Here is a 21,728-nt window from a genome sequence, read left to right as displayed (position 1 = left end):
ACTTTCGCAACGTTGAAGGTTGCGAAAGTGGCTTTCGCAACCCGCCGGCGGCAGGTGACCAGCTTCGACCGAGACGAAAGGGCCCTTCACCGCGTCGCATGCGGCGAAGGGCCCTTTCAGCCACGTCAGGCAGTGCCTACAGCTTGTAGAGGCGCTTCCAGTTGTCCCGCGAGGTCAGCTCGGGCATGGCGCGCTTGTACTGCTCCTGCACCGCCGCGCCTTCCTTCCGGAGCCGCTGGATCACCTTCGCGCCCCGGCGCGCCAGGTCGAACATCTTCGCGCGGTCGTACGAGCGGACCCGCACGCCTTCCTGCGAAGCGTCGGTGACGACGGCGGTGTCGAAGGTCGCGACGTGCCACCAGTGGGCCTCGTCGATCGGGATCGCGCCGAGCGAGTGGCGGCTGCGGCCGAGCACCCGGTCGAGGATCCGCTTGATCAGCACCAGGCGCTGCATGCTGGGCCGCGGCGCGCTGTTGATGATGCCGATGTCGTTCGACGCGATTCCCGGGACGTCGGTGGCCTTGTGCCGTTTGGTCTCGGGGTACTCGTCGCGGATCCGGCGGATCTCCTTCATCGCGGCGACGCCGCCGTCACGCAGGACCTCCGGCCCCTCGAGGAAGTCCTCGACGGCCTTGATCAGCGTGGCGGACAGGCCGTACTGCATGCCGAGCAGGTACCGCACCAGCTGCGCGAGAAGCACGCGCGAGAGCAGGTTCAGGTTGAACGGCGAGTGCAGCGCGGCGGTGATGATCGAGTTCCGCAGGTTGAAGTAGCGGTGCCACTCGTCCCAGTCCTTCCAGTGGAAGTCGGCGTGCCAGACGCCGGCGCCCGGAAGGGTGACGGTGGGGAAGCCGTGCGCGCGGGCGCGGTAGCTGTACTCCGCGTCGTCCCACTGGAAGAAGAACGGCAGCGGGTAGCCCGTGGCCTTGACGACCTCGTACGGGATCAGGCACGACCACCAGCCGTTGTACCCGGCGTCGAGGCGGCGTTCCTGGCGGTTCGGCTTGAGGGTCTCCTCGTCGACGCCGAGCAGGTCGGCGGTCGAGAGCGAGTGCTGCACCGGCTGGCCGGGTTCCAGCGTGTTCAGCCGGGCGTATTCGGCGCCGACGTGCAGCTGGTTCGGGTGCAGCAGGTTCAGCATCTGCCCGCCGACGATGACCGGGTTGACCGTGCGGTTGGAGAACGCGGTCATCCGGATCACCAGATCCGGCTCCAGCAGCACGTCGTCGTCCATGAACAGGACGTTCGCGTGCTCGGTCTCGGTGTGCCCGGCGACCTCGTAGAGGCCGCGGGTGAACCCGCCGGCGCCACCGAGGTTCGGCTGCTTGATGTAGTGCAGCTTGTCGCCGAGGTCCTTCGCGACCTGCTCGAAGCCGTCACGCGACTCGACGAGGTCGGTGCCCTGGTCGGCGACGTAGATCGCGTCGAGCGTCTCCAGCGAGGAGACGTCGGCGGCGAGCGCCTGCAGGTTCGACAGGCAGTCGTCGGCGCGGTTCATCGTGCAGATGGTCACCGCGGTCGGGCGGATCTTCTCCGGCGCTTCGACCGTCCAGCGGACCTTCTCGACGCTCAGCGACTGGCCGCCCTCGGTCTCGAGGTCGAGCCAGAGCGCGCCGCCGTCGTAGAACTTGTCGAGCTTCGCGGTGAGCGTCACCTTCTGCTGCTTCGCGCCCGTGACGATCTCGGCGGCGACCACGCGGGCGTCGCCCTCGATGTCGGAGGCGCCGACGGACAGCTGGCCGTCACCGGAGACGACGGCCTCGACCTGGACCTCTGTCACGTCGGTCCAGCGCTGCCAGTAGCTGGCGGGGAAACGGCCGAAATAGGTGTTGCCGGACACCTTCGACGCCGGCTCGATGGTGATGCCCGCACGCTCGCGCACGGCACTACCCCACTGGAGCTCGGCGTAGAGGTCTTTGCTGACGATGGGGGCCGGGCCGGCATAGAGCCCGCGCTGCGCGGTGAGACGGCCCTGCGGGGTGCGTTCCGCGAAGCGGGTGTCGTCGACAGTGCTCACCATGGCGCTCGGGGCCTCTCCGGTGACGGCGGCTTTACCGGGCATGAATCCTCAGTTCTCCTCTTTGCTGGTGGCGATGGCGCGGGGCTCACGGAAGACGACCCACTTGAGCATGACGAAATTGATCATGGTCGCGGTTGCCTGCGAAACGACCCAGCCGAAGGTGGCCTTCCAGGCCGACTCCGGCAGGACGTGCAGCATCGTGCGGTTGACGCCGACGGCGACGAGGAACGTCACGGCGTACAGGAGCACGAAGCTACCGATCTGACGCGCGCCCTCCTGGCGTCCACCGGCGAAGGTGAACTTGCGGTTCAGGAAGAAGGCGGTCGTGGTGCCCACGATGAAGCTGAGCGCGCGGGCGATGTCCACCCACGGCGTCGCGTCCATTCCGAGGGCGCGAAGCCCCTGGTAGACACCGAAATCGACCAGGGCGCAGAAGCCGCCGATGAGGCCGAAGCGGATGAGCTGCCCGAGCAGCCCAGGAGAGGACGGCGCTGCTGCCGTCACGCCGGCTTTCGGGTCGGTCGCCACCACTGCTCTACCTCATAAACTGCTGGGGCTGGTGCGCAAAGTGTAGAAGCGAGCACTTCAGGGTCACGTTCCGGGCATTGTTCGGCGTGGTTACCCTGGTCGGCGTGACCCAAGCACCCAAGACACAGCGGCAGTCGCTCATGGGCTGGGCAAGGACGTCGCCGAGTATCGCGGACGTCCTGAGCACCCCCGACGTGGAAGCCATCGCCCGCGCGGTGACGCGGGCCGGGGAACGCGGGGTCATCGCGCGTGGTCTCGGCCGCTCGTACGGCGACCCGGCGCAGAACGCGGGCGGCCTGGTCGTCGACATGACCGCGCTCGACCGCATCCACTCGATCGACCCGGATTCCGGCATCGTCGACCTCGACGCGGGCGTCAGCCTCGACAAGCTGATGCGCGAGGGCCTCCCGTACGGCCTTTGGGTGCCGGTGCTGCCGGGTACGCGCCAGGTCACCATCGGCGGCGCGATCGCCAACGACATCCACGGCAAGAACCACCACTCGGCGGGCAGCTTCGGCAACCACGTGGTGTCGATGGACCTGATCACCGCCGACGGCCAGGTGCGCACGCTCACGCCGGAGGGCCCCGACGCGGAGCTGTTCTGGGCGACCGTGGCCGGCATCGGCCTGACGGGCATCATCGTCCGCGCCAAGATCCGGATGACGAAGACCGAGACGGCGTACTTCAAGGCCGACATCCAGCGCACGGCGAACCTCGACGAGACGCTGGCGCTGGTCACCGACGGCTCCGAGGCGAACTACACGTACTCGTCCGGCTGGTTCGACTCGATCTCCAGGGGCGCCAAGCTGGGCCGCGCCGCCTTCCAGCGCGGCTCGCTCGCGAAGCTGGACGAACTGCCGCCCAAGCTGCGGGCCGACCCGCTCAAGTTCAACCCGGGCACGCTGGCCACCCTGCCGGACGTGTTCCCGAACGGGCTGGCGAACAAGCTGTCGTTCACTGCGATCGGCGAGCTGTACTACCGCAAGACCGCGAAGAACGCGCGCGACCAGATCCAGAGCCTGACGGCGTTCTATCACCCGCTTGACCTGTTCGGCGAGTGGAACCGCGCGTACGGCACCAAGGGCTTTCTGCAGTACCAGTTCAGCACGCCGCTGAACGCGCACGAGCCGCTGCGCCGGATCATCCAGAAGGTCGCCGACTCCGGCCACGTGTCGTTCCTCAACGTGTTCAAGCAGATGGGCGAGGGCAACGCGGCGCCGCTGTCGTTCCCGCACCCCGGCTGGATGGTCTGTCTCGACTTCCCGATCAAGGACGGGCTGAGCCGGTTCTGCCAGGAACTCGACGAGGACGTCCTCGCGCTCGGCGGCCGTCTGTACACGGCGAAGGACTCGCGCACCTCCGCGGAGAACTTCGCGAAGATGTACCCGCGGCTCGAAGAATGGCGCAAGGTCCGCGCCTCCGTTGACCCCGAAGGCGTTTTCGCCTCTGACATGTCCCGAAGGTTGGAACTGTGATCGACGCTGTGGGCAACCCCCAGTCCCTGCTGCTGCTCGGCGGCACCTCCGACATCGCGCTCGCGATCGCGGAGAAGTACCTGTCCGAGAAGCCGCTTCGGGTCGTGCTGGCCGGACGGCAGTCGCCCCGGCTCGACGCCGCCGCGCAACGCCTGAAGGACAAGGGCGCCGAAGTGTCCACTGTGGACTTCGACGCGAAGGACATGGAGTCGCACCCCGCCGTGCTGGACAAGGCGTTCGAGGGTGGCGACATCGACGTCACCGTCGTGGCGTTCGGCCTGCTCGGCGACCAGGAAGAGCTGTGGCAGGACCACGCGAAGGCCGTCGAGGCGGCGACCGTGAACTACTCGGCCGCGGTGTCCGTCGGGGTCGCGCTGTCGAACAAGCTCAAGAAGCAGGGCCACGGCAAGGTCATCGCGCTGTCGTCGGTCGCCGGTGAGCGGGTCCGCCGGTCGAACTTCGTCTACGGCTCCTCCAAGGCCGGTTTCGACGGCTTCTACCTGGGCCTCGGCGAGGCGCTGGCCGAATTCGGCGTGCGGATCACCGTCGTCCGCTCGGGCCAGGTCCGGACCAAGATGACCGAAGGTCTCAAGGACGCCCCGCTGACGGTGGACGCCGAGCAGGTCGCCGAGACCGCGGTCGCCGCCTCGCGCGCCGGCAAGGAACTGGTGTGGTCGCCCGCGCCGTTCCGCCTGGTCATGTCGGCCCTGCGGCACATCCCCCGACCGATCTTCCGGAAACTGCCGATCTAGGGAACGAGCGCGTTACGCCATTCGTCTCACCCGGGCACGGACTCCCTCCGTCCCCGGGTTGAGAGGAATCGATGGCTGACCAGGAAGCCAGGCTCGACGCGGCCATCCGGTCGTTTCAGGAGCAGGCCGCCAAAGCAGCGGAACTGAAGGACAAGATCGCCGGGCTGCGCGGATCCGCGCGCAACGCCGACGGCTCGGTGACGGTGACCGTCGCCCCGTCCGGCGCCCTGCTGGGACTCCAGCTGTCCCCCAAGGCGATGAACCGCACGCACACCGCGCTGCAGCAGGAGATCCTCACCGCGGTCAGAGAAGCGACCCAGCAGGCCGCGGCCGCGATGCAGCAGACCGTCCAGCCGATCCTCGGCGACCGCGCGGACCAGTTCAAAGAGGCGTTCAACGCCCACGTCGAGCCGCTCGGGCCGAGCGCTCCCCCGCCCGCGGAATCCCTCGCCGGACCGGCCGCGCAGCAGCCCGTCCGCACCCAGCGCCCGGCGCGCCCCGCTCCCGCGGACGATGACGACTTCGGCGGCCCGATCCTGCGGAGGGACTCGTTTTGACCGGCTTCGGCGTACAGACGGAAGCGCTCACCGCGCACGCGACGGGGTCCAAAGAGGCCTCGGGGAACTTCGGCAGCCTCGCGAGCCTGCTGGAGCAGGCCCGGGTTTCGGACGACTGCTTCGGCCCGCTCGGCGAGCTGATGGCCTTCAAGTACTTCGAGGGGCTGCAGGAATGCCAGGGCCTCGCCGAGCAGGCGAAGTCCTTCATGGACCAGATCGCCGACAAGACCACCACCGCGGCGAAGACCTACCTCGAGCACAACCAGGGCACCGCCGAGGTCATCACCGGCCTCGGTGCCGGTCTGGATGACGGCGGCAGCGGCCCCGGCAGCCTGAGCGACCTCAACAGCGCCGGCGACTCCGGCCGAAAAGGGTTCTGGGAGCAGAACGGCGGCTACGGCAGCTCGTGGATCAGCACGTCCTCGGAGGTCGCCAGGGCTAGCAGCCCGCCCGACGTCGCGATCGCGGCCGTGCACGCGCGGATGGAACAGCTCCAGCTCGTGACCAGCCCCGGGCAGTCCTTTGTGGACAACGGGCTGGGCTTCCTGATCGGGATCGTGATCAGCCCGCTGGTCGAGCTGGTGCTGGAGCCCGCGATCGGTGACCCCGAGCAGATGCGCAGCACCGCCAAGGGCTGGGAGCAGACGGCGAAGTGGCTCGACGGCGTCGCCGAGCACGAGCAGAAGCGCGCCGAAGGCACCACGGAAGCTTGGAAAGGCCAGGCGGGCGACGCGTTCCGCGGCCAGATGACCGAGTTCTCGGGTGGCGCCAAGGCGTTCGCGAACGACGTCCGGGGGCTGCAGCAGATCCTGGAGATCGCGGCCGACCTGTTCGACGCCTTCGTCGAGATCGTCGTCGACATCATCCAGGAACTGGTGATGGGCCTGATCATCGAGTGGCTGGCCGCGCTGGCCGCCTCGTGGATCACGGCGGGCGCCTCGGTCGGCGCGGCGGGCGCGGCCACGGCGGGCCAGGTCGCGGTGACCGGCGGGCGGCTCGGGATGAAGGTCAAGCAGCTGCTCGGCAAGCTCAAGCCGTTGATCGACAAGCTCGAAGACATCCTGAAGGCGCTCCGCAACGGCCCGCTGAAGAAGGTCGTCGAGCGCACCGAAGGGCTGCGCGACGGCAACTGGGTGCAGAAGCGGATCGCCGACCAGATCGACAAGAACCCCATCGCCAAGATCGTCACGAAGGCCAACCCTGCGACCGGTGCCTCCAAGACGGCCAACCGGTTCGCCGACCGGTACGGCGTCGGCGGCGAGGGCTCGGACGCGCTCACCACGAACCTCACCGAGGCCGGGCTGCGCGCGATGGGCATGACCGGCACGACCAGCGTCGGCAAGGCCGCTTTCCGCGGCAGTGCCGGTAATCTGGCCGAACTGGGCGTCGAGCAGGGCGTCAAGGCGGGCTACCACGAGTCGCAGGACTCGTCGTCCGAGGAAGAGCGCCGCGCGGCGACCGACAGAGGGTTCACGATCGAAGAATGAATCTCGGCTACCCGCTCGGGGCCGCGTCGCAGGCCCTGCCTTCGCTGCACCCGGGCGAACGGTTGCTGTGGGCCGCGTACGGCCGGACGCTGAACTACGACGTGCGCGGCCTCGACCCGTGGGGCGTGCCGAAGAAGAGCGTGCTCGGCAAGCTCGGCTCCGGCGCGGCGAACTTCGCGGGCGACGTGGTCGGCGCGGCGCTGGGCGGGGGTGACGACAGCGGCCGGTCGAATCCGCCGTCGCCGCAGGTGGTCGTGCTCGGCGAACAGGGCGGCCTCGCGCACGCGGCGGTGCGGGAGCTGCCCACCAGCGGCTCGCTTTCGCGGCTTTGGGCGCTGACCGGCACGCGGCTGCTGGTACTGGAGAAGTTCGTCGCCCCGGAAGAGCCCGTGAAGAAGTCGTTCATGTCGAAGGCGATCGGGTTCGGCAAGGACATCGCCTCGATCATGACCACGAAGACCTACGGCGAGAACGCCGAGGGCGTCCCGATCGCGCGGCACGAGATGGTGCCGTGCGCCGAGATCCCGCGCGAGGCGATCGCCGGTTTCGCGGTCGCCGAACACGGCAAGAAGCGGCGCCCGTGTCTTCGCGCGTCCTTTGTGGACGGATCGGGAATGGATTTCCTCTTCGACTGCGACGATCCCCGGCAGTTCGCCTGGCTGCACTCGGTGACGGTGAGCTGATGGAGAACACGCTTCCGATGGCGAAGTCCGTCGACGAGATCGTCGAACGGGAACTGCACCAGTTCTGGCTCGCACCCGGCGAGCGGCTGGTCATCGGCTGCCCGCCCGCGCACGGGTACACCGGCCTGCTCCTGGACGGCAAGCTCTCGCTGCCGTACGAGCCGTCACGGGAAACCCCTGCGGTGACGGGGAAAACGCGGTGGCCGCTGCCCGCCTCCGACGTCCTCGAAGGCGACTGGACCGACGACCCGACGATCGCCTACTGGGCCGTCGCGCGGACCGCGGATCAGGTCGCCGCACGGCTCGCGGACCACCTCGCGGGCGGCAAGGGCGAGGCGCGGCTGACACTGTCCGACCGGCGGCTGGCCGTCGTGTACCCGGCGCGGATGCTGGAGGGCGAGGATCCCGCGCAGCCCTTCCGTACCTTCGAGGAGATGCCGTCGGGAGTGGTGCGTTCGGTGTCCGCGCTCTACCTGGGGCGGAGTTTCCCGCCGCGGCCGGTGCTTCAGTTCGTCTTCGCCGACGGGTCCATGGTCTGCCAGCGGGACATGCTGGCCGTCACGAAGGCCGACCGCGCCCACTCGCGCCGCTGAAGGGCCGCGGCCACGCGAGTCGTCCGTCCAATCACGCGAGACCGCCATCCGCGCACCGGCGGGACCGTCCAGGCCCTGGGGGCGTGAGTGCTGAAGAGGGTTAAGTCAAACCTGGGCGTGTTTCCCAGCCGATGGCTCACTCGCGGCACCTGACGTACCACGACTGTCCACAAAGGACGCCAATTCGGTCATTCGTGTCCGATTCAGGCGCTTTGCGTGGGGTCGTGAGTGGCAATGGTCGTTCTAACCCTCTTTTTCACTCACGACCTCCGCGAGAACCGGACATCGTTACATCAATCGGGCGCGCAATCGGCTAGAGGTGTCCTTTGTGGACACTTCGCGACGGGGTCGGGCCGGGACCCTGCTGTCCAGGGTGGCCATCTCAGTGCGAAGTCGGCGAAGACGGCCCGCGCGGCAGGGGTTCGTCCACGCCACGTTTGACTTGCGGCTCAACAGAACGCTCATGGCCACTCACGACCTCAGTCAGGACCGCGCCGAGCCTTGCTCCCGCCACCAACCGAACGCCATTCACCGCGCGGGCAGCAGGTACAGGCTTTGGGTGCCCATCCAGGGTGAGCTGATCGTCCAGGTCGCCAGCGCGTTCGGCGGCGGCGCCTTCCGGGTGGTGGCCAGCACGAGATCCGGGGTCGCGGGCGGGACGCTGTGGTCGAAGAACCGGAAATTCGCCGCCAGCAACGCCTTGCCCAGATCGCTGCTGCGGTTCTTCGTCTCGACGATCGCCGGGTCGACCGAGCCGCGGTCGGAGAACTGGTCGACGATGTCGCAATCACAGGAGTAGGCGAGCGCGCCGACCTCGCCAGCGCTCTCCACCTTGCGCCCCTTGGTCAGTTCGCCCAGTTGCGCGCCGATCGCGCGGTATTCGTCGGACGCGGCGTGATTGCTGGTGATGGGCGCGAACCGGCGCGGCAGTTCGGGAGCCGCGTAGGCGACGGCGCTCACGAGAAGGAAGGCGCCCGCGAGGATCCCCGCGCCGAGCCGGGCCCGGCTCGGCACCGCGCAGGCTCCGGCGGCGAGGAAGATCGTCGCGCCGACGATGCTCGGCGCGTAATACCAGTGGTACGGCGGGACGTTCAGCCAGCAGTAGGCCAGGTAGTGCACCGCTCCGGCGATGGCGAGCGTGGCGAACGGCAGCAACCGCTTCGCCCGCTCCGAACCGCGCCGGAAGTGGAATGTCCACAGTAGACCGGCTAGAGCACCGATCACGAGCGGCAGGAAGGAAAGCGTCGCCGACACCGGGAAGTTGTTCAGGTACAGCAGCGGGCCGTTGGTGAAACTGAACGGCCCCCACGAGCGCTGCATGATCTTGATGACCAGGGTGTCCGGCACCGCCGAACCCAGCACCAGCCAGCTGAACAGGTACCACGGCAGCGTCACCGCGAGCGCGGCGAACGCCATCCGCCAGATACCCGCCCAGAATTCGCGGCGCCCGAGGAACAGCACGAACGCGATCAGCAGCAGGTCGATCCGGATCAGCGCGATCAGGCCGATCACCGCGCCCGCGGCGGCGGGACGGCGTTCGTGCAGCAGCACCATCGACCAGACGACGGCGGTCGCGCCGAGGGCGACTTCGAGCCCGACCGACGACAACAGCAGCGGATTCACCAGCAGCATGCCCAGCGCCAGCGGGGCGAACCAGCCGGGGAGCCCGGTCGCGGCGCCGATACGGCGCAGGCCGAGGACGAGCGCCACCTGGCTCGCGACGAAGACGATCCCGGCGGCGAAGACGGCGTCCCGCACGATGAAGGTGACGAGCGCCAGCACGAGGACGTTCAGCGGCGACGTCGCGGTGTTGGCGGTGCCCTCTTCGATCAGGCCCCAGTGGCCATGGAAGGCGAGGTTCTTCGCGTACGAGAGCGTGATGTACGTGTCGTCGATCAAATGCCCGCTGACCAGCACGAACACCAGGGCCGAAGCGACCGCCGCCCCGGCCGGGAGCACCCAGGGGCGGGTAAGGACGGCGGCTCCCGGCAGCGCACCGGGAGCCTGGGGCAGATCGGCGGAGGCGCTTCGCATCACGAACACCGTACACGGCGGCGTGATGATTCCGTTATCTACCTGCCGTGGGACTCGTCACGCCAGCCGCGGTCGCCCGGGCCGTCACGGAAGTCACGGTGCATGCCGGGACCGCCGTGACCACGGTGTTCGCGGGAGAAACCGGGCCGGTCGCCGTCGCGGGAAGCCAGGCCGACGGCGGTGCCGATGATGCCGCCGCCGAGGACGAAACCGAGGGCGCCGACCGCGACCAGCTGCGTCGCGCGGTGCCCGGCGAACCGGCGGAATCCGCCCTTCTTCGGCGGGGCCGGCTGCACCGGCGGAGGCGCGGCGGGCTGCTTCGGGGTTTCGTCCGCCACTGAAGGCTGCTCGACCGTCTTGTCCTCGTCTTCGGACGGCCGCTGCGGGTCGCTCATCTTTCGCTCCTCAAAGTGATGGGGGCGGGCTGCGTGCCCGCCCCCATCACCGAGGATGCGTGCGCTTCCTATGGATGCGCTGTGTGTGAGCTGTCGAATCAGAGGTAGAACGACAGGAACAGCGTGATGACCCAGCTCGCGCCGAGCACCTGGAGCACGCGGTCCTTGAGCGCGATCTCCTCCGGCTCGCCGGCGTTGCCGCCGTCGACGTCGACGGCGTAGCGCAGGACGGCCACCACGAACGGGACCATCGAGACGACCGCCCAGACCGAGTCGTGCTCGACCTGGCGGATCTCGAACGCCCACAGGCAGTACGACATGATCAGGATCGCCGCGGAGGTCGCCCAGACGAACCGCAGGTAGCTCGCCGAGTACTTCTTCAGCGAAGACCGGATCTTCGCGCCCGTGCGCTCGAAGAGCATGATCTCGGCGTAGCGCTTGCCCGCCACCATGAACAGCGAGCCGAACGCGGTGACCAGCAGGAACCACTGCGAAAGCGCGATACCCGCGGCGACACCACCGGCGATCGACCGCATCAGGAAGCCCGAGCCGACGATGGCCAGATCGACCACCGGCTGGTGCTTGAGCCCGAAGCAGTAGCCGAGCTGGACGGCCTCGTAGACCGCCAGCACGACCGCGAGCTGCCAGCTGGCGAAGAACGAGATGCCGAGGCCCGCCGCGAAGAACACGGCGGCCGCGACGAACGCCACCGGCACCGGCACGATCCCGGCCGCGATGGGCCGGTTCCGCTTGGTCGGATGCGCCCGGTCGGCCTCGACGTCGATCGCGTCGTTGATGAGATAGACCGAGGAGGCCACCAGCGAGAACGCCGCGAAGGCGATCAGCGCGGCGATCAGCAGGCCGGTCCGGTCCGTCGACTTCGAAAAGGCGAAGAACGGTGCGGCGAACACCAGCACGTTCTTCACCCATTGGCGCGGGCGTGCCGTCTTGATGATGCCGCCGACGAGACCGCCGGCGACCTTCTTCGGTTCGGCGGCCTCGGCCACGGGTTCTACGTCGTCAGGCTTGGAATCGGCCTTCTCGGTCGTTTCACTCATCGTCGCTTCAGCTTCCTACGTATCAGGCCGCCGACTACGCCCCCTAGGGCCGCTCCGGCCAGAACGTCGGTCGGGTAGTGGACGCCGAGCACGAGCCGGGAGGCCAGCATCGGCGGTACCAGGGCCGGGACCAGGTTACGCCCGGTCAATCCGGAGTAGAGCACCGCCGCCGCCGTAGTCGATGTCGCGTGCGAGGACGGGAAGCTCAGCTTGCTCGGCGTGGAGACCAAGACCTCGACGCTCGGGTGGTCCGGTCGTGGCCGCCTGACCACGCGTTTCACCGCGATCGACGCCGCGTGCGCGCCGACGACCCCGGCCGCCGCGACCAGCCAGTCCTTGCGGCGCTTCTTGTCGACCGCCGCCCCGACGAGCCCCAGCGCGAACCATCCCGCGCTGTGCTCGCCGAAGTGCGAAAGACCCCGGGCCGCCTTCACCGTGACGTCGCTCTTCAGGACGCCCTGTGCCTTCGCGAGAACAGCCACCTCACCGGTGGGAGCGCCCTTCTCAAGCATCGAGGGACCCGTCGAGAGGCGCGCCATCGGTCAGGTGCGGCGCGATCTTGTTGTCGAACGCGGTCAGCGCCGAGCCGATGGCCATGTGCATGTCGAGGTACTTGTAGGTACCGAGACGGCCGCCGAACAGCACGTTCTTGTTCTTGGCCTCGGCCTTCGCCAGCTCGCGGTAGGCCTCGAGCTTCTCGCGGTTCTCCGGGGTGTTGATCGGGTAGTACGGCTCGTCGGCCTCGCCGGCGAAGCGGGAGTACTCGCGGAACACGACCGTCTTGTCGTTCGGGTAGTGCTTGCGCTCCGGGTGGAAGTGCCGGAACTCGATGATCCGGGTGTAGGGCACCTCTTCGTCGTTGTAGTTGACGACCGAGGCTCCCTGGAAGTCACCGGTCTCGACGACCTCGGATTCGAAGTCCACCGTGCGCCAGGTGAACCGGCCCGCGGAGTAGTCGAAGTAGCGGTCCAGCGGCCCGGTGTAGACGGTCGGGGTGCCGGCGGGGATGTGCTCGCGGACGTCGAAGTAGTCGACGTTCAGCCGCACCTCGATGTTCTCGTGCTCGGCCATCTTCTCGAGCCACGCGGTGTAGCCGTCGACCGGCAGGCCCTCGTAGGTGTCGTTGAAGTACCGGTTGTCGAAGGTGTAGCGGACCGGGAGCCGGGTGATGATGTCGGCGCCCAGGTTCTTCGGGTCGTTCTCCCACTGCTTGGCCGTGTAGCCGCGGATGAACGCCTCGTAGAGCGGGCGGCCGATCAGCGAGATCGCCTTCTCTTCGAGGTTCTGCGCGTTCGCGGTCTCGAACTCCGACGCCTGCTTGGCGATCAGCTCGCGGGCCTCGTCCGGCGTGTGGGACTTGCCGAAGAACTGGTTGATCAGCGCCAGGTTCATCGGCAGCGGGTACACCTGACCCTGGTACTTGCCGAACACGCGGTGCTGGTAGTTCGTGAACTCGGTGAAGCGGTTGACGTACTCCCACACACGCTTGTTGGAGGTGTGGAACAGGTGCGCACCGTAACGGTGCACCTCGATCCCGGTCTCCGGCTCGGCCTCGGAGTAGGCGTTACCACCGATGTGGTGCCGCCGCTCCAGCACGAGGACCTTCTTGCCGAGCTCGGCCGCGGCCCGTTCGGCGACGGTCAGCCCGAAGAATCCGGAGCCGACCACGATGAGGTCGTAGCCGGTGTAATCGGCTTCAGTAATCTTGTCGGGGTTCGTGTGCGCGCTCACGGGCGTCGAGGGTACGCACGTCGACTCCGAGCCCTGCAGCGAGCATCGGTTTTCACCTTCGACAGACACATTTAGGAAGCAGTGCCTACTCCGGACACCTTCTGGTCGTACTTCGGTGCGACCCTCACCTATCTGGCCGTCCTGGCGGTCCCCGGCGGGCTCGTCGGCCGGGCCGCGGGCCTGCGCGGCTGGGCACTGGCGGGCCTGGCCCCACTGCTGTCCTACACGGTAACCGGACTGGCCGGTCCGTGGCTGGCACTCGCGGGTGTGTCGTACAACCCGCTGACCGTGGCGGCCGTCACGGCCGTGCTCGCCGGGATCGGTTTCGGCCTGCGGAGGCTGGGGCAGGCACGCGGCTGGATCAAGCCGGGCGCCGAGGAGCCGCCGACGAAGTGGCACCCGCGCGCGCACTACGCCGTCGCCGCCTGCGTCGCGCTGGCCGTGGGGATCTCGATCCTCGTGGTGCTTTCGGCCCGCGGCGGGACGACGGCGGTGTTCCAGCGCTGGGACACCGTCTTCCACGCGAACGGCATCCGCTACATCGCCGAGACCGGCGACGGCTCGCTGACCGGTATGGGCACCATCAACTGGTACCCGGACGGCTCGTTCTACCCGAACGCGTATCACCTGGTCGGCTCGCTCGTGTACTCGATCTCGGGCACGACGATCCCGGTCACGCTGAACGCCATCACCATGCCGGTCGCCGGCGTGTTCGCGCTGTCGATGGTCGCCCTGATCCGCCAGCTCGGCGGGCGGGCGGTGTTCGCGGGCTGCACGGCCCTGGTGGCCGCCGCGGCCACCACCGGCGCGTACGAGTCGGTGTCCAGCGGGCTGCTGCCGTTCGCGCTGGGGATCGTGCTGACGCCGCTGGCCGTCGTCGCGCTGGCCCGCTTCCTCGCGCGGCCCGGCCTCGACACCGGCTACGTGCTCGCGCTGACCGCGGTCGGCCTCCTGGCCGCGCACTCGTCGGCGCTGTTCGGCGCGCTGCTGTTCGCGTTCCCGCTGGTGGTGCAGCGCTGGTACCGCGCCCTGCGGCACAAGCCGCTCGACGGAGTGCCCGAAGGCCGTGGCGGCTGGCGGGTGATCGGCGGCGACGTCGTCAAGATGGTGCCGGTGATGGTGGGCAGCGGGCTGCTCGCGGCGCCGCACATCCTCGGCGCCCTGAAATTCACTTCGGGTTCATACCCTTATTACGCGTGGGGCTCCGACCTGCCGGTCGTGAAGTCGCTGGGCCTGCTCGTGACGTTCCGGCAGGTGCTGAGCGCCCCGCAGGTGTGGCTGACGGTGCTGCTGGTGATCGGCGTGCTGAGCCTGTTCCGGCTCGGCCGGATGCGCTGGCTGGGGCTCTCGGCGATCGGCTTCTCGGCGCTGTTCGTGCTGGTCGCCTCGTTCGGCGCCGAGCCGTGGGTGATCTCGCTGTCGCGGCCGTGGTGGAACGACCGGTACCGCCTGATGGCGCTCGCCGCGATCCCGCTGTGCCTGCTGGCCGGGCACGGGATGGCGGAGCTGCAGCGCTGGTTCGCGAAGTGGGCGAGCGGGCGCTCCTGGGTGAAGAGACGCCCCGCGCTGCCCGCCCGGCTGGGGCTGGCGACCGCCGTGTTCGTCGTGGCCGCGTCGGCCGTGCTGACCAAGGGCTTCTACACGGAGTCGAACGCGCACGCGGTGTCGTTCCTGTACTACAACGGGCCCGAGGGCGAGGTCACGCCGCCGGTCAGCGCCGACGAACTGGCCGCGATGAACGAGCTGACCAAGATGAACGTCGGGCCGGACGAGAAGGTGCTCAACGAGCGCTTCGACGGGACGGCCTGGCTGTACGCGATCACCGGGATCCACCCCGTCGCCGGGCACTACGACCCGGGTGTGCCGCCGCCGGACGCCAAGTACCTGGCGCTGCACTTCCGGGAGTACGACACCGACCCCGAGGTGCGGGCCGCGGTGCGGCGGCTGAACGTCAAGCACGTGCTGATCGGGAGCACGCCGATCAAGATCGGCGAACCGCCGGCGCCGGGCCTGCGGGATCTGGACGGGCTGGACTTCCTGCGGAAGGACTTCAGCAACGCGGGCGCCTCGATCTACACGCTGACGCGCTGACCACCTGCCGGGCGTAAGACGCGTGCTTGAAGCCGTATGACGCGTGATTGAAGGCGTAACACGCGTGTCTCCCGCCGGAACTCGCGAGTTACGCCTTCAATCACGCGAGTTACGGCTTCAAGCACGCGAGTTACGGCTTCAAGCACGCGAGTTACGCCTTCAATCACGCGAGTTACGCGCCTGGACACGCGAATCACGGCAAAAGATAAGGCTCGCGTGGTCGCGGACTGCCCCTGCCGCGACCACGCGAGCCTCAGTCCCCCATTCACCCCCGGGGTGACCCATGAGGGGCAGCCGTCGCCGGCCGCACCCACTCGCTGTACTCGTCTGTCAGACGACCACTGGGCGGAACCGGTTTACCGGACCCGCCGATGTCACCCGATCGGCCTAAGAACTTCTTCCCTGGAGTACCGGGAGTACGTCGCTCGCGACCTCTTCGAGGGTCGACTCCCGGCCGACGTAGTAGTCCCCGGACCGCGGCCAGTGGGTGACGATGTCGGTGAAGCCGAGCTCCCCGGCCCGCCCGGCGGCGTCGGCGAACGCGCCCGCGCTGGAGAGCGAGAAGACCGGCGCCGAGTCGAGGCTCAGGAACCGCTGCACACTCGCCTTGTCCCTGCCCACGACGTCGAGCCGCTCGTCGAAGGTCTTCACGAGCTCCGTGACGCCCTTCCACCACTCGTCTTGGGTGTCCGCCTTGACGCCCGTGGTGGCCCAGCCCGCGCCGAACCGCGCGGCGAGCGTCATCGTGCGCGGACCGTTCGCGGCCACCAGGAACGGCAAACGCGGCCGCTGCACGCAGCCCGGCTGGTTCCGCGCGCCCTTGGCCCGGTAGTACTCGCCCTCGAAGTCGAAGCCGTCGGTCATCAGCAGCCCGTCGAGCGCTTCGACGAACTCGGCGAACCGGTCCGTGCGCTGTTTGACCGACAGCTCGGGGCCGTCGAGGACGACGGCGTCGTAGCTGGTGTTCGTGACGCCGGCGCCCACGCCGAGGATGAAGCGGCCGTCGGAGATGTCGTCGAGGGTGGTCAGCTCGCGGGTGAACGGCACGGGATGCCGCGCGACCGGCGAGGCGACGAAGGTGCCCAGTCTGATCCGCGACGTCACCATCGCGGCCGCCGTCAACGTCGGCATCGCACTGAACCACGGGCCGTCGACGAGGGTCCGCCAGCCGAGGTGGTCGTACGTCCAAGCGTGGTCGAAGCCGTATTCCTCGGCGGCCCGCCATTTCGGCTCGGCCGCCCACCAACGATCTTCCGGAAGGATCACGATGCCTACGCGCACACCGGGGAAGGTACTGGTCCAGACCGACACTTCGCCCGATGGGCGGATCTTCGGGGATGATGTGCGGGTGGAAAAACCCCTCTTGATCGCCTCCGACGTCGACGGAACGCTGCTCGGCCCGCTGGAGGTCCTGTCCGAACGCACGATCGACGTCGTCCGGCGCGTCGCCGACGCCGGTGTGCCGTTCGTGCTGGCCAGCGGCCGTCCGCCGCGCTGGATCGCGCCGATCGCGAACCCGCTCGGCCTGACCGGGTACGCGGTCTGCGCGAACGGCGCGGTGCTGTACGAGATCGGGACGGACCGGATCGTGGCGGTCCACGGACTGCTCGAACCCCAGCTGCTGCACGACACGGTGAGTGCTCTTGATCACGCTCTGCCCGGCTGCCGGTTCGCCGCGGAGCGGGTCGGCGGCTCCGCGCTCGACCCGGAGATGCGCAACTTCGTGATCGAGCCGGACTACCACAACCCCTGGGGCAACCACGAGGGCACGGAGGCGCCGCGGGCCGAGGTGCTCGGGCATCCCGCGATCAAACTGCTGATCAGCAGGCGCGGGATGAGCTCCGACGAGATGGCGCGGGCGGCGCGTGAGGTGCTCGACGGCTCGGTGGACATCACCTACTCGACCAACACCGGCCTGATCGAGGTCGCCGCGCACGGCATCACGAAGGCGACCGGTCTGGCCGAGGTCGCCGAGCGGCTGGACGTCCCGGCCGAGCGGGTGATCGCGTTCGGGGACATGCCGAACGACGTCGAGATGCTCGGCTGGGCAGGCCACGGCGTCGCGATGGCCAACGCGCACCGGTACGCCCTCGACGTCGCCGACGAGGTGACCGCGCCGAACTCCGAGGACGGGGTCGCGCAGGTGCTGGAGCGCTGGTTCTAGCGGGGCGCGGTCCGGGTGCCAGCGGACTTTCGCGTGTCGCGAAAGCCACTTTCGAGACACCTAGCGTCGCGAAAGTGGCTTTCGCGACACGGCAGCGGGGCGTTGGCGGTGCTAGCGGCCTTCGCGGTCGAGCTTCGCGGCCTCTTCCGGCGTCGGCGCGGTGCCGCCGAGGTGCGCGGGCAGCCACCAGCGCTCGTCGTCGGAGGACGGCTTCTCCGGGTAGCCGGCCTGGACGCGGTCCACGAGCGCGGACATCCGCACGCGAAGGTCCTTCGAGAGGACCTCGGCGTCTTCGTCGGCCTTCGGGTGCATCGGCTCGCCGACGAGGATCGAGATCGGGACGTGGCGTTTGGTCAGGTCCTTCGGGCGGCCCTTGGTCCACAGCCGTTGCGTGCCCCACAGCGCCATCGGCACGACCGGGACACCCGCCTCGGCGGCCATCCGGACCGCGCCGGACTTGATGTCCTTCACGGTGAACGACCGGCTGATCGTCGCCTCGGGGAACACGCCGACGACCTCCCCGGCCTTCAGCCGCTCGACGGCTTCGCGGTACGACGCGAGACCGGCGCCGCGGTCGACGGAGATGTGGTGCATGCCGCGCATGAGCGGTCCGGCGATGCGGTTGGAGAAGATCTCCTTCTTCGCCATGAACCTGACCAGGCGCTTCGCCGGCTGCGCGCCGAGGCCGCAGAAGATGAAGTCGAGGTAGCTCACGTGGTTGCAGGCGATGACCGCCCCGCCCGTCGACGGGATGTGCTCGGTCCCCTCCACCCGGATGCGGTTGTCCAGCACCCGGAACATCAACTTCGCCGCCATGATGACGGGCGGGTAAACGAGCTCAGCCATTCGTTCAGGTTACGCTACCGTAGGGTAACCAACCTACGGTCGCGTAGGTCACATCACTCCGAGCGCGCGAAGGTCACCAGTGCGAGGGCGACGCCCAGCACCGTGCAGTACAGCGCGATCACCTGGTGCTTGACGTTCTCCAAGCCGTCGCCCAGCGCGGCCAGCACGAACTGCCCGGCGGCGATGGCGAGCAGGAAGCCCAGCACGACACCCAGCGCGGCGCGCCGCGTCTTCCAGCCTCGCCAGGCGATCAGGGCCCATATCGGCAGCAGAGCGAAGAAACCCAGCGGTGCCAGCAGTTTCGTCACGGTCGAAACGATCGGGACGCGGTATTCCTGGGTTTCCGGGGCGAAGCCGGCCGACCGGTCGAAGCTACCGAGGTAGGGCGGCCGCGCGGTGAGCAGATCGCCCGCCGCGCGGTCCAGGATCTCGACGGTGCGCCACGGGTGCGTCGCGAAGTACTCGACGACGTTGCGCCTGCTGATCTGTTCGCGGTACTTCGGGTACTCGGGGTCCTGCGTCGCGGGCTTCGGATGCCACCAGCCGTTGCCCGCGTACTGGCCGAACGAGGCGGGCAGGCCCAGCGCGGCGAGGTCGGCCGCGGTGTCGTGCCGACCGTCCACAATGGTCAGGAAGATCGTGTTGAACATGTTGATCTCACGCGAATCGTCGCCCGGCCGCGCGGCGAGCGAGCCATCGGGAAGTTTCGCCGGTTCGACGGTCTGCTGCGCATAGGCCGTGCCACCGGCGAGCGCGCCGATGACGAACACCACGGGCAGCCAGCGCCTCAAGCCGCGAACGCCGTCCGGACGGACGAGCAGCGCGGCGAGCGCGAGCAACGGCAGGATCATCAGCGTCTGGACCTTGGCGTTGACCGCGATCAGGCCGCCGAAGAGCAGCACGGCGAGGCCCGCGTAGCGCCACCAGCCTGGCCGCGCGGCGAGCAGCAAGCCGCCGACGGCGAGCAGAAGACCGAGGAAGGCGGCACCTTCACCGAGCACGGAGGCGAAGTAGCCGAAGAACGCGGAGTCCGCGACGACCAGCAGCAGCCCCACGGCCGCGAAACCGCGGACGCGGCGCGAGTACGGCAGCCCGACGACGATCAGCGCGACCGCCGCGGCGGCGAGAACGCCGGTGAGCACGCCGAGGACGACCAGGCTCAGCGTCGATTCGAGGCCGAGCACTCCGCCGATCGACCGCGCGATCCGCGCGAACCAGCTCTGGGTCAGGAGATAGGTGGCGTCGCATTCGCCTGCCGGGACGGTGTAGGCGAGGTGGACGAATCCCTCCGGCTTGCCCTTCCACGGGATGCCCGCGCCGCACAGCACGCGGAAACCGTCACCGTTGTCGGACATCGCGATCGGCCGCGGCACGAGGAAACGAACCAGGAGCACGGTGAGCGCGGCGGCGAACACACCGAGGCCGAACAGGCGCGAGGTCGCCTCACGCGCTGCCGGTCTGCTGGGGGAAACGACACTCACGAAGGGCACGGTACGTGGCGGAAATCCGGCGAGCGGTCGAGGGCCGAGGTGACCGCTCGCTCGACGTCCGCCCGCGGGAACACGGTGATCCACGACGAGGTTCCTTCACGCGCGAAGGTCGCGACGCGGTACCTGGCCGCGTACGCCGGGTCGATCACGCAGGTCTGCTTCGCCGAGTAGCCGCTGTCGGTGACGACGGCGATCGTCGGATGCCGCCTGGAGACGACGGCCTCGCCCGTTTCCTCGGTCTGGCCCCGGACGCCGACGATCTGCAGTCGTGTCCCGGCGTGATACGACAGCACGCCGGGCGCGGAGGTGCTCACGACCGAACCGGGCGGGAGGTAGGCGTCGAGCCAGCGGCCGATCTCCTCCATCTGAACGCCGTGGTCGTGCCAGGCGCGCACGCGGGCCAGCATCTCCGGGCTGAACACCGACACCAGCACCGCGAGCCCGGACAGCGCCACCGCGGCGGCGGGCATCAGCCGCTGGACCGGCGGACGCGGGCGGGGGCTCGGTTTCGCGGCCGCGACGAGCACGCCGTAAACGGACACGGCCGCCACCGACAACAGCGGCGGGATCGGCGCCAGGAGCCGCCAGGCGGGCCCGGCGTCGCCGCCGAAGAAGACCACGAAACCGGTGAGCGCGACCGCGGTGACCAGCATCAGCCAGGTCAGCGACCTGGCTTCGGCCTCGTGCGGCGTCCGGCCGGGCCGGCGCAGCAGAAGGGCAACCACGGAGATCAGGCCGAGCAGCAGAAATCCCTGGTGGACCAGCGAGAAACCCGACAGATACCGCCATCCGGCGTCGATCCGGGCGGGCAGCCCGAGGTCGAAGGGGATGACGACCGACGTCGGCAGGACATGGTCGTAGTAGGTCACCCGCCAGGCCGTCCACGGCGCCGCGAAGACGAGCCCGCCGAGCAGCCAGCCCACCGGTGACCACCACGTGTAGCGGCCGCGCAGGGCGGCGGCGACCAGCCAGATCCCGACCAGTACCGCGAGCAGGAACCCCGCCGGGCGCGTCATCGTCGCGAAGGCGACGAGCACGCCCGCGACCACCGGCCGACGGGCCGCGAGCGAGGCGAAGACGCCGAACACGAGCAGCACGAACAACGGCGTCTCGGAGCCGGATCCGCCGTACGCGGCGAGCCCTCCGGCGCCCGCGACGAGCACCGCGGCGGCCACGCCATAGGCCGGGCGCGCCTCACCGGCGGCCCGCGCGACCACGCGGTTCACCGTCACGTGGGCGAGCAGGACCACGCCGAGCGTGGCGAGGACGCCGAGCACGATCGCGGACGTCTCGATGTCGGCCCCGAAAGCGGCCTTCGGCAACGCGATCACGATCATCCAGAGGAAATTCGCGTAACCCTCGATCCGCTCGCCGGGGTTGAACACCGGGCCGTTGCCGTCGGCGATGTTCTGGGCGTAACGGAAGGTGATGTACGCGTCCTCCGCGATGGTCGAAAACATCAGCTGGTGCACCAGCGAGAAAACGAGGGTCAGCAGCAGCGCGCAGGCGCGCCAGGCCTTGTCGGCGCCGATCCTCGGCCAGGCCACCAGTACGAAGATCGCGACCAGGAACCAGGCGACGACGAGCGCGATCACCACCTGATCCCCACCCTCCCGGGCCGAGCCACCCCGTGTGCGAAAAGACTACGGTCAAGTATCGATCACCGCGGCGGTGCGTTTCTTTCGGCGCAGTCAATTGACACGAATGGGCCAGCAAGTGTGCACAAAGTAGGCAATGTTCCGCCCTTGTGCCGGACCGGATGTGACTCCTTCGGGTAACGGTGCCCCGCGGTTAATCTGGTTTCCCATTCCGTTCCGCACCTCG

General features: G+C 68.8%; 19 protein-coding genes. 8 read left to right on the top strand and 11 right to left on the bottom strand.

The window, feature by feature from the left end; genetic code table 11:
• Positions 1–136: 136 nt before the first annotated feature.
• Both NQK81_RS26870 and NQK81_RS26865 read right to left on the bottom strand, forming a co-directional pair.
• Positions 137–2,062 carry a glycosyltransferase gene (locus tag NQK81_RS26870; protein ID WP_257483710.1) on the bottom strand — a complete coding sequence of 642 codons (1,926 nt, stop codon included), beginning with the start codon at positions 2,060–2,062 and terminating at the stop codon, positions 137–139.
• Positions 2,063–2,068: 6 nt separating this feature from the next.
• On the bottom strand, positions 2,069–2,551 hold the full coding sequence (locus tag NQK81_RS26865) for a GtrA family protein (RefSeq protein ID WP_192747497.1): 483 nt from the start codon (positions 2,549–2,551) through the stop codon (positions 2,069–2,071).
• Between the two features lie 101 nt (positions 2,552–2,652).
• On the opposite strand from NQK81_RS26865, the gene dprE1 reads away from it, so the two are divergent.
• The 6 genes from dprE1 (at position 2,653) to NQK81_RS26835 (ending at position 8,095) form a co-directional block, all read left to right on the top strand.
• Positions 2,653–4,023 carry a decaprenylphosphoryl-beta-D-ribose oxidase gene (dprE1, locus tag NQK81_RS26860; RefSeq protein ID WP_306855992.1) on the top strand — a complete coding sequence of 457 codons (1,371 nt, stop codon included), beginning with the start codon at positions 2,653–2,655 and terminating at the stop codon, positions 4,021–4,023.
• Positions 4,020–4,775 carry a decaprenylphospho-beta-D-erythro-pentofuranosid-2-ulose 2-reductase gene (gene dprE2 / locus NQK81_RS26855; RefSeq protein ID WP_126732430.1) on the top strand — a complete coding sequence of 252 codons (756 nt, stop codon included), beginning with the start codon at positions 4,020–4,022 and terminating at the stop codon, positions 4,773–4,775. The genes dprE1 and dprE2 overlap by 4 nt, the downstream gene beginning before the upstream one ends.
• Positions 4,776–4,846: 71 nt before the next feature.
• Positions 4,847–5,332, top strand: coding sequence for a YbaB/EbfC family nucleoid-associated protein (locus NQK81_RS26850; RefSeq protein ID WP_257483709.1), 486 nt, complete (start codon positions 4,847–4,849; stop codon positions 5,330–5,332).
• The gene (locus NQK81_RS26845) at positions 5,329–6,819 is read left to right on the top strand and encodes a WXG100 family type VII secretion target (protein ID WP_257483708.1); all 1,491 of its coding nucleotides are present in this window, start codon (positions 5,329–5,331) and stop codon (positions 6,817–6,819) included. The genes NQK81_RS26850 and NQK81_RS26845 overlap by 4 nt, the downstream gene beginning before the upstream one ends.
• Positions 6,816–7,502, top strand: coding sequence for a hypothetical protein (locus tag NQK81_RS26840; RefSeq protein ID WP_257483707.1), 687 nt, complete (start codon positions 6,816–6,818; stop codon positions 7,500–7,502). The genes NQK81_RS26845 and NQK81_RS26840 overlap by 4 nt, the downstream gene beginning before the upstream one ends.
• A complete protein-coding gene (locus NQK81_RS26835; protein WP_257483706.1) occupies positions 7,502–8,095 on the top strand; it encodes a hypothetical protein in 594 nt (197 codons plus the stop codon). Before NQK81_RS26840 ends, NQK81_RS26835 begins: the two co-directional genes overlap by 1 nt.
• A 528-nt stretch (positions 8,096–8,623) precedes the next feature.
• On the opposite strand, the gene NQK81_RS26830 is transcribed toward NQK81_RS26835, so the two are convergent.
• The 5 genes from NQK81_RS26830 to glf all read right to left on the bottom strand — a co-directional run bounded on the left by NQK81_RS26830 (position 8,624) and on the right by glf (position 13,313).
• Positions 8,624–10,129 (bottom strand): hypothetical protein, encoded by a 1,506-nt coding sequence (locus NQK81_RS26830; protein ID WP_257483705.1) that lies wholly within the window; start codon positions 10,127–10,129, stop codon positions 8,624–8,626.
• A gap of 38 nt (positions 10,130–10,167) precedes the next feature.
• Positions 10,168–10,524, bottom strand: a complete 357-nt coding sequence (locus NQK81_RS26825) for a hypothetical protein (protein ID WP_257483704.1) — start codon at positions 10,522–10,524, stop codon at positions 10,168–10,170.
• A gap of 98 nt (positions 10,525–10,622) precedes the next feature.
• Positions 10,623–11,582 (bottom strand): decaprenyl-phosphate phosphoribosyltransferase, encoded by a 960-nt coding sequence (locus NQK81_RS26820; RefSeq protein ID WP_063277319.1) that lies wholly within the window; start codon positions 11,580–11,582, stop codon positions 10,623–10,625.
• Positions 11,579–12,094: a phosphatase PAP2 family protein gene (locus NQK81_RS26815; protein WP_037333445.1), complete on the bottom strand. Its 516-nt coding sequence runs from the start codon at positions 12,092–12,094 to the stop codon at positions 11,579–11,581. Before NQK81_RS26815 ends, NQK81_RS26820 begins: the two co-directional genes overlap by 4 nt.
• On the bottom strand, positions 12,087–13,313 hold the full coding sequence (gene glf / locus NQK81_RS26810; RefSeq protein ID WP_126732438.1) for a UDP-galactopyranose mutase: 1,227 nt from the start codon (positions 13,311–13,313) through the stop codon (positions 12,087–12,089). The genes NQK81_RS26815 and glf overlap by 8 nt, the downstream gene beginning before the upstream one ends.
• A gap of 81 nt (positions 13,314–13,394) precedes the next feature.
• Here glf and NQK81_RS26805 point away from each other — a divergent pair, with 81 nt between their 5' ends.
• A complete protein-coding gene (locus NQK81_RS26805; RefSeq protein ID WP_257483703.1) occupies positions 13,395–15,404 on the top strand; it encodes a DUF6541 family protein in 2,010 nt (669 codons plus the stop codon).
• 387 nt (positions 15,405–15,791) lie between these two features.
• Here the strand turns inward: NQK81_RS26805 and NQK81_RS26800 are convergent, their stop codons facing one another.
• Positions 15,792–16,685: an LLM class flavin-dependent oxidoreductase gene (locus NQK81_RS26800; RefSeq protein ID WP_257483702.1), complete on the bottom strand. Its 894-nt coding sequence runs from the start codon at positions 16,683–16,685 to the stop codon at positions 15,792–15,794.
• An 82-nt stretch (positions 16,686–16,767) separates the two neighbouring features.
• Between NQK81_RS26800 and NQK81_RS26795 the strand changes: the two genes are divergently transcribed.
• Positions 16,768–17,568: an HAD family hydrolase gene (locus NQK81_RS26795; RefSeq protein WP_257489852.1), complete on the top strand. Its 801-nt coding sequence runs from the start codon at positions 16,768–16,770 to the stop codon at positions 17,566–17,568.
• A gap of 111 nt (positions 17,569–17,679) precedes the next feature.
• On the opposite strand, the gene NQK81_RS26790 is transcribed toward NQK81_RS26795, so the two are convergent.
• Genes NQK81_RS26790 through NQK81_RS26780 form a run of 3 tightly spaced genes read right to left on the bottom strand, consistent with a single transcriptional unit; the run spans position 17,680 to position 21,502 of the window.
• Positions 17,680–18,414, bottom strand: a complete 735-nt coding sequence (locus tag NQK81_RS26790) for a lysophospholipid acyltransferase family protein (RefSeq protein ID WP_126732442.1) — start codon at positions 18,412–18,414, stop codon at positions 17,680–17,682.
• 53 nt (positions 18,415–18,467) lie between these two features.
• Positions 18,468–19,895, bottom strand: coding sequence for a glycan biosynthesis hexose transferase WsfD (wsfD, locus tag NQK81_RS26785; RefSeq protein ID WP_257483701.1), 1,428 nt, complete (start codon positions 19,893–19,895; stop codon positions 18,468–18,470).
• The gene (locus tag NQK81_RS26780; protein WP_257483700.1) at positions 19,892–21,502 is read right to left on the bottom strand and encodes a DUF8728 domain-containing protein; all 1,611 of its coding nucleotides are present in this window, start codon (positions 21,500–21,502) and stop codon (positions 19,892–19,894) included. The genes wsfD and NQK81_RS26780 overlap by 4 nt, the downstream gene beginning before the upstream one ends.
• Between the last annotated feature and the right edge of the window lie 226 nt (positions 21,503–21,728).

It is taken from the genome of Amycolatopsis roodepoortensis (assembly GCF_024628825.1).
GTDB classification, from domain to species: domain Bacteria; phylum Actinomycetota; class Actinomycetes; order Mycobacteriales; family Pseudonocardiaceae; genus Amycolatopsis; species Amycolatopsis roodepoortensis.
The sequence above is the reverse complement of the archived record's forward strand: the minus strand, read 5'-3'. Positions and strand labels throughout refer to the sequence as shown.